The 12,966-nt window shown below is 66.5% G+C and carries 11 protein-coding genes; 7 read left to right on the top strand and 4 right to left on the bottom strand.

The window, feature by feature from the left end; all coding sequences use genetic code 11:
- Window positions 1-92 precede the first annotated feature (92 nt).
- Both M3I56_RS14940 and M3I56_RS14935 read left to right on the top strand, forming a co-directional pair.
- Complete coding sequence (locus M3I56_RS14940; RefSeq protein WP_254354621.1) at window positions 93-371, top strand: helix-turn-helix domain-containing protein; 279 nt, start codon at window positions 93-95, stop codon at window positions 369-371.
- Entirely contained in the window at window positions 368-1,603 is a 1,236-nt protein-coding gene (locus M3I56_RS14935; RefSeq protein ID WP_254354620.1) for a type II toxin-antitoxin system HipA family toxin, read from the top strand. The genes M3I56_RS14940 and M3I56_RS14935 overlap by 4 nt, the downstream gene beginning before the upstream one ends.
- A gap of 37 nt (window positions 1,604-1,640) precedes the next feature.
- On the opposite strand, the gene M3I56_RS14930 is transcribed toward M3I56_RS14935, so the two are convergent.
- Together M3I56_RS14930 and ydiK are read right to left on the bottom strand one after the other, a co-directional pair.
- Window positions 1,641-4,331 carry an ATP-dependent Clp protease ATP-binding subunit gene (locus M3I56_RS14930; protein WP_302056851.1) on the bottom strand — a complete coding sequence of 897 codons (2,691 nt, stop codon included), beginning with the start codon at window positions 4,329-4,331 and terminating at the stop codon, window positions 1,641-1,643.
- 200 nt (window positions 4,332-4,531) lie between these two features.
- Complete coding sequence (gene ydiK, locus M3I56_RS14925) at window positions 4,532-5,629, bottom strand: AI-2E family transporter YdiK (protein ID WP_254354619.1); 1,098 nt, start codon at window positions 5,627-5,629, stop codon at window positions 4,532-4,534.
- A gap of 159 nt (window positions 5,630-5,788) precedes the next feature.
- Between ydiK and surE the strand changes: the two genes are divergently transcribed.
- On the top strand, window positions 5,789-6,577 hold the full coding sequence (gene surE, locus M3I56_RS14920) for a 5'/3'-nucleotidase SurE (protein WP_254354618.1): 789 nt from the start codon (window positions 5,789-5,791) through the stop codon (window positions 6,575-6,577).
- 14 nt (window positions 6,578-6,591) lie between these two features.
- Here surE and M3I56_RS14915 read toward each other — a convergent pair whose 3' ends face one another.
- Together M3I56_RS14915 and M3I56_RS14910 are read right to left on the bottom strand one after the other, a co-directional pair.
- Window positions 6,592-7,029 carry a thioesterase family protein gene (locus M3I56_RS14915; protein WP_254354617.1) on the bottom strand — a complete coding sequence of 146 codons (438 nt, stop codon included), beginning with the start codon at window positions 7,027-7,029 and terminating at the stop codon, window positions 6,592-6,594.
- A gap of 35 nt (window positions 7,030-7,064) precedes the next feature.
- Window positions 7,065-7,655 carry a YSC84-related protein gene (locus tag M3I56_RS14910; protein WP_254354616.1) on the bottom strand — a complete coding sequence of 197 codons (591 nt, stop codon included), beginning with the start codon at window positions 7,653-7,655 and terminating at the stop codon, window positions 7,065-7,067.
- 372 nt (window positions 7,656-8,027) lie between these two features.
- Here M3I56_RS14910 and M3I56_RS14905 point away from each other — a divergent pair, with 372 nt between their 5' ends.
- The 4 genes from M3I56_RS14905 to M3I56_RS14890 form a co-directional block, all read left to right on the top strand.
- On the top strand, window positions 8,028-8,399 hold the full coding sequence (locus M3I56_RS14905; protein WP_254354615.1) for a DUF2946 domain-containing protein: 372 nt from the start codon (window positions 8,028-8,030) through the stop codon (window positions 8,397-8,399).
- A 192-nt stretch (window positions 8,400-8,591) separates the two neighbouring features.
- Window positions 8,592-10,898, top strand: a complete 2,307-nt coding sequence (locus M3I56_RS14900) for a TonB-dependent receptor (RefSeq protein ID WP_375541728.1) — start codon at window positions 8,592-8,594, stop codon at window positions 10,896-10,898.
- 101 nt (window positions 10,899-10,999) lie between these two features.
- Complete coding sequence (locus M3I56_RS14895; protein WP_254354613.1) at window positions 11,000-12,529, top strand: PepSY domain-containing protein; 1,530 nt, start codon at window positions 11,000-11,002, stop codon at window positions 12,527-12,529.
- Between the two features lie 117 nt (window positions 12,530-12,646).
- On the top strand, window positions 12,647-12,966 hold a 320-nt coding region (locus tag M3I56_RS14890; protein WP_254354612.1), incomplete at its 3' end, for a hypothetical protein.

The raw sequence follows: 12,966 nt of genomic DNA, 5'->3' as shown, positions 1-12,966 counted from the left end.
CGCAAGATTGCGCGCATTTTCCCACGAAATCCGGCCGCCTTTATGCGCAGAATTATGCGCAAATCGCTCAATAACCACCTATAATGCGCACCATGATGCGCAAAAAATCCGCGAATCTCTCGATCTCTAACGTCGAACGCCTGGCAGAAGGCCTGCGCGCGACGCGCCGCGAGCGCAAGCTGACCCAGCAGGCCCTCGCGGAGCAGGCGGGCGTCGCCCGCCGCACCGTCACGAACGCCGAACACGCAGGCAACGTCGGCGTACGCGAACTCTGCCGTCTCGTGAACGCGCTCGGCTATGAAGTCGTGCTTCGCCCCATGGATACCATCATCCTCGAGGACCTGAACGACATATTCAGGGACGACGAATGAGTGCCAGCGCCGCATTCAACCTCGAGAGGCTCCTGCGCGAAATCCGCAACCTGGAAGTCCATACGCCGCAGGGACCGAGCGGTCTGCTCGCGCGTGAAAGCCGCTTCGTCTTCAATTACGGCGACGCGCCGGACATGGCCGCCGTATCGCTCACCATGCCGGTGCGGCGCCAGAGTTATGCGAGCGGCGACCTGATGGGCGTCTTCGCGATGAACCGGCCGGAGGGCTACCTGCGTTTCGTCATCGAGGAACGGCTCGCGCGTTACGGCGCGCCGAGCGACATGTTCCTGCTCTTTCTCGCCGGCACCAATCAGATCGGGCGGCTCACCTATTCCGTGCCGGGAGAGCGCGTGCCGCAAAGCGACGGCGAGCGTCTGGACGAATTGCTTTCCTCGCCGTCGGGCCGGTTGTTCGAGCGCCTGATCGACCGCTACGCGCTCGGCTCAGGCATTTCCGGCGTGCAGCCGAAGGCCGTCGTTCCGCTCGCCGCAGAAGCCGCCTCGCGCCCCGCCGAGCATACGGCACTGCCCCTGCGCACGGTGATCGTGAAGGCCGAAGGCGACGACTTCCCCGGGCTCGCGCGCAACGAATACTTCTGCATGTCGGTGGCGAAAGAGGCGGCGCTCGAAGTCCCCGACTTCTGGCTTTCCGAAGACGGCAAGCTCTTCGTCATGTCACGTTTCGACCGCGAGCCAAACGGCACAGCCATCGGATTCGAGGACATGAGCGTGCTCACCGGCAAGGCCAAGTACGAGGGCAGCTACGAGATGATCGCCAAGGCCGTGGACATCTATACGCGCTCGGACCCGGCGCAGAAACGCCGCCTGTTCGAGCGCATCGCCCTCTCGTGCCTGTTGCGCGACGGCGATGCCCACATGAAGAACCTGGGAATCCTCTATATCGATCCGACCGGACCGCGCCGTCTCGCTCCGGTGTTCGACGTGGTCTGCACGGACATCTACCCGGATCTCGACGGGCGCATGGCGCTCAGCCTCAACCGGAGCAAGACGTTCCCTCTGCCGGCGGAACTCCATGCCTTCGCCCGGCGCCTCAGCCTGCGGCAGTCCGAAGGCGAGGACATCATGAGCCGCCTGCACGGCGCCTATCTCGCGGTCGCCGAGCGCTTCGCCGAGGACCGGCGATTCCACGAAGGCGACCTGCTCGCCAGGATCCGGCGGGTCGTCGAACGTCCGGGCGTCAAACCCGTCTCGCGCCCGAAGCTGGTGCGCTAGGCGCGCGAGCACGGGCAACGCCGCCCGGCCGCCCGCATCAGCTTTCGCCCGTCCCCTGCAACGCGAATGCCATGCGTTTGCCCGCCGCGTCGTAACGGCATACGACTTTGGAGCCCTCTTTCACGCCGCCCTTGAGCATTTCCTTCGCCAGTTCGTTCTCCACCGCCTGCTGCATCTTGCGCTTCAACTCGCGCGCACCGAATTCCGGCCGATACCCCTCCGCCGCGAGGTAATCGATCACGCTGTCGTCGAACGTCAGGTCGATGTCCTGGCTGCGCGCCATGCGCCGGACCTGTTCGAGCTGCAGCCGCACGATCGAGCGCAGCTCGTCGCTGGTGAGCGGTTGGAACACGATGATCTCGTCGATACGATTCAGGAACTCGGGCCGGAAATGCTGGCGCAACTCGCCCATCACAGCGCCCTGCATCGACCCTTCGGCGCTCGAGAGGAAACCCGGCCCCGAGCGCTTTTGCCCCGAGACCACGTCGGAACCGAGATTGCTCGTCGCAATCACGACCGTATTGCTGAAGTCGACCACGCGCCCCTTGCCGTCGGTGAGCCGGCCGTCGTCGAACACCTGCAGCAGCACGTTGTAGACGTCGGAGTGAGCTTTCTCGATTTCGTCGAGCAAGATCACGCAATAGGGACGGCGGCGCACCTTCTCGGTCAACTGGCCGCCTTCGTCATAGCCGACGTAACCCGGCGGCGAGCCGATCAGCCGCGACACGGCGTGGCGCTCCATGTACTCGCTCATGTCGATGCGCACGATGGCGTCTTCGTCGCCGAACACCACTTCGGCCAGCGCCTTCGCAAGCTCTGTCTTGCCGACGCCGGTCGGCCCGAGGAACAGGAAGACCGCCGTGGGCCGCCGGCCGCGCCGCAGCCCGGCGCGCGAACGGCGCACCGCGTCGCTTACCGCGACGATGGCCTGCTCCTGGCCGATCACGCGCTCATGCAGCCGCGTTTCCATTTCGAGCAGCCGCGTGCGCTCCTCGGCGGTCAGTTGCGTGACCGGCACGCCCGTGAGCTTCGAGACGATCTCCGCGATATCTTCGCTCGTCACGTCGGAGGTCACGGTGCCGAGCTGATCTTTCCAGTCATTGGTGGCCAGTGTGAGCGCCTTTTCCTTGTCGGCGATCGGCTCATCCAGCGTATGGGCGCGCTCGAAGTTCTTGCGCGTTGCCGCGTAGTCCTGCTCGCGCCGTAACTGCGCCAGCTCCGCTTCGAGTTCGAGGATCGCCGCAGGCCGCGAGGTGGCCGAAAGATGCACGCGAGCAGCCGCCTGGTCGACCAGATCGATGGCCTTGTCGGGCAGGAAGCGCCCCATCACATAGCGGTCCGATAGCTCAGCCGCCGACACGAGGGCGTCGTCGCGAATGGTGACGTGGTGATGCACCTCGAGCTTGTCGCGCAAGCCGCGCAGGATGTTGATCGTCTGATCGACGCTCGGCTCGGAGACGAACACGGGCTGAAAGCGCCGCTCGAGCGCCGCGTCTTTCTCGATGTACTTCTGGTACTCGGAGAGCGTCGTCGCGCCGATCAGGTTCAGTTCGCCGCGCGCCATGGCCGGCTTGAAGACATTGGCGATGTCGAGCCCGCCCTCGCCGCCGCCTTGGCCCGCGCCGACGATCATGTGCACTTCGTCGATGAAGAGCACGAGGCTTTCGCGCTGCGCCGAGATTTCCTCCATCACGCCCTTCACGCGCTCTTCGAATTCGCCGCGATACTTCGCGCCCGCGATCAGCCCGTTGACGTTCAGCTCGACGAGCCGCCGTCCGCGCAGCGATTCGGGCACGTCGCCGTTGAGCATGCGTTGCGCGAGGCCTTCGGCGATCGCGGTCTTGCCCACCCCCGGTTCGCCGATCAGCACCGGATTGTTCTTGCGCCGGCGCGCGAGCACTTCGACCACGGTCTCGATCTCGCTCGAACGGCCGATCACGGGGTCGAGCTTGCCCTCGCTCGCAAGCGCGGTGAGATCGCGGCTGTATTGGTCGAGTTGCGGCGTCGCGCTCGGCCCCTTCGCGGCAGGACGCTCGCGTTTGTCGCCCTGGGCCTCCACGAGCCGCTGCAACACCTTCTGGGGCGTGACGCCGTAGCGGCCCAGCAGATGGCCCGCGAAGCTTTCCGGCACCTGCGTGAGCCCGAAGAGCAAATGCTCGGGCGCGACGTAGCTGTGACCCAGTTCGCGCGAGACCAGAAACGCGCGGTCGAGCGCGCCCTTCAGGCGCGGCGAGACGCCGATGCGGCCGTCCTCGGGTGCTGTCGCGCCTTCGCGCTTTTGCGCGTTGGCGTCGATGAACGCGCGCACATCGTCTGGCTGAATGCCGAGACGCTTGAGGATCGCCGCGCCTGCGTCGTTGCCCGCGAGTTCGTAAAGCAGATGCTCGGTGTCGACCTCGCGCCGCCCGAACTGTACCGCCCGCTCCACCGCGCGCTGGAGCAATTCACGCGCCACGTCGCTGAAATAGCGTTCGACGATGGCGCCGTCGCCCGCTTCCATGGCCTGTGGCGCAGGTTCGGCCGCCGGGGCTCCGGCATCGCCCGCGCCGTCTGCCTGCTGCGAGGCGCGAAACAGCGCCTCCAGCGGGCTCAAGGTGCGCTGATGCCGGGTGAGTTGCGCGTAGTGAAAGTCGCAGACATCGAGAAAGCGCCGCCTGCCGTCCTGCAACACGGCGACCCGCACCGTAGCGGGGCGCACGCCGCAGATATCGCAGTTGAACTGAGCCATTTCGTCTCCTTGGAAGCGATGCGCGGCGTGCGCGGATGCGCTGCCCGCGACCAGGAATGGCACGAGCCATGCTCACGCGAGCGCCGCATGAATGCTCTAACGAATGCCGAAGCGAAGTTCAGACGTCATCGTAACGTCGAATCGAACTGCGCGTCGTCAAGAGGAGACGTTTGCTAATCGATGGCGTTGCCTGCGCGGCGTCAAACGTCCTGGCGGGCAGCCGGGCTGGACGCACCGCGGGCTTGCGCCGCCGGGTCGCGTATCCAGGCGCTCAGCAAGGTGGACGAAACGGCGAGGATCACCGGCCCGATGAAGAGCCCGACGATGCCGAAGGCGAACAAGCCGCCGAGCACGCCGGAGAGAATCAGCAGCATCGGCAGATTGACGCCGCGCCGGATCAGCACCGGACGCACGAGGTTGTCGAGCATGGCGACCATCACCGACCACACCGCGAGCAGGCTGCCCGCAATGTGCGCGTCGTGCACGAACAGCCAGATCACGCCGCCGAGCAGCGGCAGCGTCGGGCCGATCTGCGCGAGACACAGCATGAGCATCACGGCCGTGAGCACGCCCGCGCCCGGCACCCCGGCCACCCACAGGCCGATGCCGCCGAGCGCCGACTGCAGGATCGCCGTCACGACGATGCCGAGCGCCACCGCGCGGACCGAAGCGCCCGCGAGCTTGACGGCCTGCTCGCCATAGGCGGGCGCCACGCGAATGGCGAAGCGCGTGACATAGTCGGCGGCTTGCTCGCCGTTGCTGTACAGAATGCCCGTGATGATCACGGTAATGAACATGTGCATGACGAACACGCCCACCGACGCGGCGTGGCCGATCAACCAGTGCGCCGCGATCGAAACGTACGGTTCGAGCTGCGCGAGCAGACCGCCGGGGCCGGCGTCCGAAAACTCCTGCCACTTGCTGGCGATGCGAGAGCCAACCACGGGAATGTCGCCGACCCACTGCGGCGGCGCGGTCAACGCATAGTCGGGCAGCTTGCGGATCAGTTCCGTGATCTCGCTGCCGTGCAACGCGAGCGTCGAGATGGCTTCATAGAGCGGCAGCACGATCACGAACAGAAGGATCAGCAGCATGACGAGCGTGGCGAGCCACCGGCGGTTGCCGCAGCGCCGCTCGATGGCTTTCATGGCGGGCCAGGTCGCGACGACGATGGTCGTGGCCCAGATCAGCCCCGGCAGGAACGGGCGCATGACGTAGAGGCTGCCGATCGTCAGCGCGCAGAGTATGGCAACAACGAACAGGATGCGGGCTAGGTCCGGCGTGGCTTGCGGCTTCACGTACTTCTCCTCACGGCAGGGCGCGCCTGATGGCGCCGACGCGCTAGTCTATATCGGATAGGCTACGAATCCCTTTTAAAAGTCCCGCACGGCAGCCGACCGGAACGCACTCTGGAATAATGGCCCTTTCCCCGACCTTGCAACGAAGAAGAGCCAGCCATGACCGCAACCGATACGAAACTGCCCTGCGTGCTCCTCACCAACGACGACGGCATCGACGCGCCCGGCCTCGCCGTGCTCGAAGCCGTGGCCGCCGAACTCGCGCACGAAGTCTGGGTCGTCGCGCCCGAGCACGACCAGAGCGGCACCTCGCACTCGATCAGCCTGCATACGCCGCTGCGCGTGAGCCGGCGCGGCGCGCGGCGCTTCGGCGTGCTCGGCACGCCGGGCGATTGCGTGGTGATGGCGGTGCGCCAGCTCATGGGTGACGTGCGCCCATCGCTCGTGCTCTCGGGCATCAACCGCGGCGGCAACCTCGGCGTGGAGACGATGTTCTCGGGCACGGTCGGTGCAGCCATGACCGGCCTGTTGCTCGGCCTGCCGTCCATCGCCTTGAGCCAGACCTTCCGCGACCGCGAGCGGGTGCGCTGGGACACCGCCCGCGCACTCGCGCCGGACGTGATTCGCCGCCTCGCCGCCGTGGCGCATGACGCGCCCGTCTGCCTGAACGTGAATTTTCCCGATATCGACGCGAGCGCGGCGGGGCCGCTCACGGTCACGCGCCAGGGCGTCGGGCTCGTGCAAGGCATCGACGTCGTGCCGCAGATCGACCCGCGCGGCATGGACTACCACTGGCTGCGTTTCAATCGCGGCCCGCGCGAAAACGGGCCCGACAGCGAAACGGCCGTGGTGAACTCGGGCCGTGTTTCGGTCACGCCGCTGCATTTCGAGCGCACCGACGACAAAACGTTTGTCACGTTGCAAGCGGCGCTGGGCGCTGCCGCCTGAACATGGCTCGATGATCAATCGTGCGCGGCGGCCGTCATCGCCCGCGCGATCGCGTCGCGAATGTCCTCAGGAATCCCAATCGACTTGTGAGTGTCGAGCGAGGTGGTCACGATGGTCTGGCGTGCCGCCATCCGCAGCACGCCGTCCACGCCCGTGCAGGCCCACGCGAGCGTGAGCGACGCCCCGCCCAGACGCTCGACGTCGAGCGAGAGCCAGACCTCGTCGCCCATCTTGCTGACCGCCTTGAAATCCACTTCGAGCCGCACGGTCGGCATGCCCACGCGGCGAGCGCCTATCACGCCGTGATAGCCCTCCTGCGGCAACAACTCGTCGATCCACGACTCGACGAGATCGTTGAAGAGGACGAAATACTGCGGATAGAACACGATCCCGGCGGGATCGCACTCCGAGAAATGAATCTTGTGTTTGCGCCGGTAGATGGGCGTCGCCATGCGTGTGTCTCCTTCCATGCCTGCTCGCGACAGCGTCAAATGACGAGCCGCGACACCTTCACGCCTTCCAGCGACACCCCGGCCATGAGCCCCGCGTTGGTCAGCACAAACGCTTCCACGGGGCTCGTCGCGGTCGAGGTATCGACGTTGCCGTTCGCGCCCACGGTGACGAGCGCGACCGTGGCGTCTGCGCCTGCCGACCAGCCCTGGCTGCTCGTGAAATCGTTGAGCGCGACCGGGTTCATGAACGCGAAGATGATGGCCTTGGACTGCGCGCCGATCTGCAGGCCGAACGAGCCCGCAATGGTGCTGTAGTAGCCCGTCGTGCGGCCATCCACGCGCAGCGCGCCGGTGCCATACTGCCCGCCGATCCAGAAGCCTGCCGAGAGAACCTGCGGAAAGACGAGCACCCCGCTCGACTTCGAGATCAGTTCCTGCGACCCGCTCACCGTGCTGAAGAGGCGCGAGAGCGTAGCGTCGACGCCCGCGTCGATCGAATTGCGCTTCGCCGTGTTCTGCGAAGCGCTGTTCTGCGCGCCGAGCGGCGTTGTCGTGCAGCCGGCAAGCGCGAGGCCGCTGGCGGCGAGAGCGGCACTGGAGCTGAGAAGAAATTGACGTCGGCGCATTACGTGGTTTTCCTGTGCAAATGGGGCTTCGGGTGCCCGCGCAGGCCCGATCGTGGACAGCCGGGCCGCGCGCAAAGCGCTACAGGATAGCGCGCATGGCCGTCGCCGGGGCAAACCCGCAATCCGGCGCGTGGGCCCCGGCCGCCTGTGGCGGCCATGACCGCTCATCCTTGGGGGTATAGGACCATGCAGCGGGCATCGAGTTCGCGCGAAGATGTAAGGAAATCCCCAGCCGCGGGCGTTCGATGCAACGCACCATCGCCCACGGTCGCGACATCGCACCGCGCTTATTGCCACCCTCAGAGCGGTGGGCGCGCGTGGGCAAATGCGAAAGGCCGTGTTAGACTCCGCCGCGCAATCATTCTCATTCTCATGAATTCACGCAAGCATTCACTGCTGACCGCATGGCTTGGCCTCGTCGCCATGTGGCTCATCGTGCTTGCACCGCTCGTGAGCCAGCTCGTCGCCGCGCAGCGCGCGCACGAGCCGGACGCCACGCTCTGCTCGGCCATGCAGCCGGCCAGGGCCGGTAGCACGCCGCATCTTTCGCACGACGATGCCTTCGGCGCTTGCGGCTACTGCCATCTGCTCGAGCATCATGTGGCGATGCCTTCGGTCGCCGCGCCCGCTCCGCTCGCCGCGCTCGTGCTCGCGCGCGAGACGATCGCGCCGCCCGTCACGCACGATCTCCCCTTAGGCGCCTTCCCTTCGGGCAGGCCGCGCGCCCCACCCGTCCTTTCCTGAGTTACGCCTTTACCGGCCGGCCGATCGCAATCTGATTGCGTGCGCAACGAGCACGCACGCCGCGCGGCTGCTCGATTCCCGTTTTCAGGAAAGCACCTCATGTCCACGCTCACCACGCGTGGCGCTGGCGTTCGCTCGCGCGAACGTACAACGCCGCGCGCGCTGCGGCACGCCGGGCGCCTCGCGCTCGCCATGCTGGCGCGCGTCTTGCCGCTGCCTTTCGTTGCACCCATCGTCGTTCACGCGGCTCAGGCTGCCGAGGCGCAACCCGCCGATGCCGCCTCGTCCGCCACGCTGCTGCCCACCGTCAAGGTCAGCGCCACCGCTGGCAGCGCCGCGGCGCCCGCCGTCGACCCCAACCTGCCCGCGACGGTGGAAACCGTCACGCCCGCGCAGTTCTCGAACTGGAACGTCGTCAACACCGAAGACGTGCTCAAGTACCTGCCCAATCTCGCCGTGCGCAAGCGTTACGTGGGCGATCTGAACTCGATCATCGCCGTGCGCGGCACGAGCAATACGCAAAGCGCGCGCGGCCTCGTCTATGCCGATGGCCTGCTGCTCTCGAACCTGCTCGGCAACAGCTACAGTTTTCCGCCACGATGGTCGATGGTGTTCCCCGACCAGATCCAGCAAGTGGATGTGATCTATGGGCCGTATTCCGCGCTCTATCCCGGCAACTCGCTCGGCGCCACCGTGCTCATCACCACGCGCATGCCGAAGGCGTTCGAAGCGAACGCGGACGTGAAGGCGTTCACCCAGCATTTCAGCCTCTACGGCGTGAACCAGAACTTCAACGGCAGCGAGATGAGCGCGTCGATCGGCGACCGCATCGGCAAGTTCTCGTATCTGCTTGGCGTGAACCACCTGGAGAACACGAGCCAGCCGCTGCAGTTCGCCACGCTTGCGCAGTCGACGAAACCCGCGCAGCCGGGCGACGTGCCCGTGCGTGGCGCCTACTTCTACAACAACCAGACCAACACGCCCACGGTCGTGCTCGGCGTGAACGGCGAAGGCATGCAGCACACGGTGCAAGACCAGTTCAAGCTGCGCATGCAGTACGACTTCACGCCCACCGTGCAAGGCGGCGTGACGCTCGGCTACTGGCATCAGACTTATAACAACGCCACCTCGACCTTCCTTTACGATGCGAACGGCAACCCCGTGTACAGCGGCAAGGTGTCGATCAATGGCTACGAGTACACCATTCCCGCCGCCGCGTTCGCACCGAGCCGCGGCTGGAGCGAGAACTGGCTGTATGGCGCGACACTGCGCACGCATCAGGCCACCGGTTGGAATGCGGAAGCCGTTGCTTCGTACTACGACGTAAGCAACAGCGTGGCGCGCACGGCGAATGCCGGCGGACCCGGCAACGGCCCCGGCGTCATGACGCTCGGCGACGGCACCGGCTGGAAGACGCTCGACCTCAAGACGACGTGGACGCCCGCCACCCCCGACGCCGGGCTCGCCGCCCACTGGCTCACGTTCGGCTATCACTACGACGACTACGCGCTCGACAACCGCACCTACAACACGCTCGCGTGGCGCGACGGCGGCGCGGACAGTTTCGCCAACGCCTTCGCGGGCAAGACCGAGACCCAGGCGCTCTACGCACAGGACGCCTGGCGCTTCCTGCCGCGCTGGAAGCTCGTGTACGGCGTGCGCTACGAGAACTGGCGCGCCTTCGACGGCTATCAGGCGCTCGGCCGCGTGAACGTGCCTTATGCGAACGTGGGCGACCATCACTTCTCGCCGAAGGCTTCGCTCTCGTTCGACGTGACCGACGACCTCACGCTGCGTGCATCGATTGCGCGCGCCTACCGCTTCCCGACTGTGAGCGAGCTGTTCCAGGGGCAGGTGAACGGCTCGTCCATCGTCAACAACAATCCGAATCTGCGCCCCGAGGACGATCTCTCGAAGGAACTGAGCGCCGAATGGGCGCACTGGAACGGCCTGTTCCGCCTGACGCTCTTTCAGGACGACGTAAAAAACACGATCTTCAGCCAGACCGATACGACGGTCATTCCGAACGTCACGAACTTCCAGAACATCGGCAAGGTGCGCTCGCGCGGCGTGGAAACGAGCTATCAGGGGGAAGACGTCATGCTGCGCGGGCTCGATCTCGCGGCGAGCGTGGCGTATACGCAGTCGAAGATCCTGGAGAACGCGCAGAATCCGGCCAGCGTCGGCAAGTACTTCTACCGCATTCCGCTGTGGCGCGCGAATCTCGTCGCGACCTACCGCTTCGATGCACGCTCCGCGCTCACGCTCGCCGCACGCTACTCGGGGCGCCAGTACAACACGCTCACGAACACGGACACGAACCCGAACGTATTCGGCGGCACGAGCACCTACGCGGTCGCCGACGTGAAGTACACCTTCCGGCCGACGAAGAAGAGCGAGATAGGCGTGGGCATCGACAACCTGTTCGACGCGCGCTACTTCGTCTATCACCCGTATCCCGGCCGCACGTACTACATCGAAGCGAAGCTCGGCATTTGAGCGGCGCGCTCGCGGCCTTCGCTTCCGTGCGCGTTTCCGTGCGCATTTTCGTCTGAATCATCCATGCATTCGAGCCTTGCCGGCTCGACAAGGAGTCCCCGATGTCCACCATCTCCGACCCGGTGAGCGCGCCGCCTGCCCGCGCGGTGCAGCCCGGCTACCGCACGCTGTGGCGCTGGCATTTTTACGCAGGCCTCTTCGTCATGCCCCTGCTGCTCGTGCTCGCCATTACGGGCACGATTTACTGCTTCCAGCCGCAGATCGAACCGCTGCTTTACCCGCATCGGCTGGTGGTCGCGCCGGCGGCTACACCGCGCCTGCCCGTGGACGCGCTGCTGGCCCGCGCGCGAACCGCGCTGCCGCCGGGCGCGCGTGCGCTGCGCGCGCACGTCGAGTCGAATCCCGCGCGCAGCGCCGAATTCGTTTTCGCTCTGCCCGGTGGGACCAAAGAGAGCGTCTACGTGAATCCTTACGATGGCGCGGTGCTCGGCACGCTCGACGTCGATCGACGCTTCATGCAGGTCGACCGCATGCTGCATCGCAAGCTTCTGCTCGGCAAGCCCGGCGAACTGCTCATGGAACTGGCCGCCTGCTGGACGCTCGTGATGCTCGCCACCGGCATCGCGCTCTGGTGGCCGGGCGCGGGCGCGTCGTGGCGCGCCGCGCTGCTGCCACGCTTCGGCGCGCGCGGACGGCCGTTCTGGAAGAGCGTGCACGCGAGCGTCGGCATCTGGCTCGCCGTGGGCGCGCTCGCGTTCGTGCTGAGCGGCTTGCCGTGGACGGGCTCGTGGGGCAAGCAGTTCAAGGCGCTCGCCACGCGCGCGAGCCTCGGCGCGCCGCGCGGCGCGTGGGGCGGCGGCCTCGCGCTGAAGTCGGCCTTGCCGGGTGCGCCGGCCGCTGCCGCGGCAGCGGCAGCCAGCGGCGCAGCGGCGAACCCTCCCGCAGGCCACGCCGACCGACAGGAGCACGGCGGAGAGCACGCAGGCCACGACATGGCGTCGATGCCGGGCATGGTGATGGACGACATGCCGCTGCCGCTCGTGCCCTGGGCGGTCGGCGCGGTTCCCGTGCCGCACTCGCCCGACGCGTCCAGCGCACCGCAACACTGGACGCTCGCTCAGGTCGTCGCCCAGATGCGCGATCTCGGCGTGCGCGACGGCTACGACATCGTGCTGCCCGCCACGCCCGATGGCGTCTACACAGTCTCGTACTTTCCGCCCGATCCGAAAGCGGAGCGCACGGTGTATATCGACCAGTACAGCGGCGCCGTGCTCAGGGACATTCGCTATGAGGATTACGGCGCAGTTTCGCAAGCCATCTCCTATGGCACGTCGCTGCACATGGGCCGCTACTTCGGCCTCGCGAACCAGCTGATCTGCGCGGCCATTTCGCTGGGCCTCGGCGCGCTCGCGGTGACCGGCTTCGCGATGTGGTGGATGCGCCGTCCCGCTCGCGCGAAGGGCGCATCCAGCGCACCGCGCATGCTGGGCGCGCCGTCACGCGAGCGCGCCGCGGCCCCGCTGCGCGCATGGAAGACTGGTCTCGTGCTGCTCGGCATCGCGTTTCCGCTGATGGGCGCGACGCTCGTGGCGGTCTGGCTGTTCGACCGCGCAGCCTTCCGACGCGCCTAGAAGCTGTCGTCTTGCCGGCATCGGCGGCCGCGGCGGCCCTGCGGTAATCTGTGGACACAATTGCGTCTGAACCTGGCTGCGCCAAACGGTTTCAAACGTATATATGTGGAGATTATCGTGTTGCGGCTAATTTCAGCGCTAGGCGCGGCCGCGGTGCTCGCGGGCTGCGCGGTCGCGCCCTATCCCGGTTACCCGGGATACTACGGCTATGACTACGGCTACCCCTATTACTCGGGCTATCCGTACGCCTACGGTTACGACTACTACCCCGGCTATTTCGGCGGCGGCTATGGCGGCGTCGCCATCTGGGGCGGTGGCGGCGGATGCTGCTATCACCACGGCTGGCACGGCGGCGGCCATGGTGGCGGCTGGCACGGCGGCGGTGGGCACGGCGGCGGCGGGGGCTGGCATGGAGGCGGAGGCGGCACGTGGCAAGG

Source organism: Paraburkholderia sp. CNPSo 3281 (assembly GCF_024206515.1).
Classification (GTDB): domain Bacteria; phylum Pseudomonadota; class Gammaproteobacteria; order Burkholderiales; family Burkholderiaceae; genus Paraburkholderia; species Paraburkholderia nodosa.
The sequence above is the reverse complement of the archived record's forward strand: the minus strand, read 5'-3'. Positions and strand labels throughout refer to the sequence as shown.

Coding starts and splice junctions, on each gene's coding strand:
- M3I56_RS14940 (WP_254354621.1), top strand. CDS start 93: ATGATGCGCAAAAAATCCGCGAATCTCTCGATCTCTAACGTCGAACGC.
- M3I56_RS14935 (WP_254354620.1), top strand. CDS start 368: ATGAGTGCCAGCGCCGCATTCAACCTCGAGAGGCTCCTGCGCGAAATC.
- M3I56_RS14930 (WP_302056851.1), bottom strand. CDS start 4,331: ATGGCTCAGTTCAACTGCGATATCTGCGGCGTGCGCCCCGCTACGGTG.
- surE (WP_254354618.1), top strand. CDS start 5,789: ATGACCGCAACCGATACGAAACTGCCCTGCGTGCTCCTCACCAACGAC.
- M3I56_RS14915 (WP_254354617.1), bottom strand. CDS start 7,029: ATGGCGACGCCCATCTACCGGCGCAAACACAAGATTCATTTCTCGGAG.
- M3I56_RS14910 (WP_254354616.1), bottom strand. CDS start 7,655: ATGCGCCGACGTCAATTTCTTCTCAGCTCCAGTGCCGCTCTCGCCGCC.
- M3I56_RS14905 (WP_254354615.1), top strand. CDS start 8,028: ATGAATTCACGCAAGCATTCACTGCTGACCGCATGGCTTGGCCTCGTC.
- M3I56_RS14900 (WP_375541728.1), top strand. CDS start 8,592: ATGCTGGCGCGCGTCTTGCCGCTGCCTTTCGTTGCACCCATCGTCGTT.
- M3I56_RS14895 (WP_254354613.1), top strand. CDS start 11,000: ATGTCCACCATCTCCGACCCGGTGAGCGCGCCGCCTGCCCGCGCGGTG.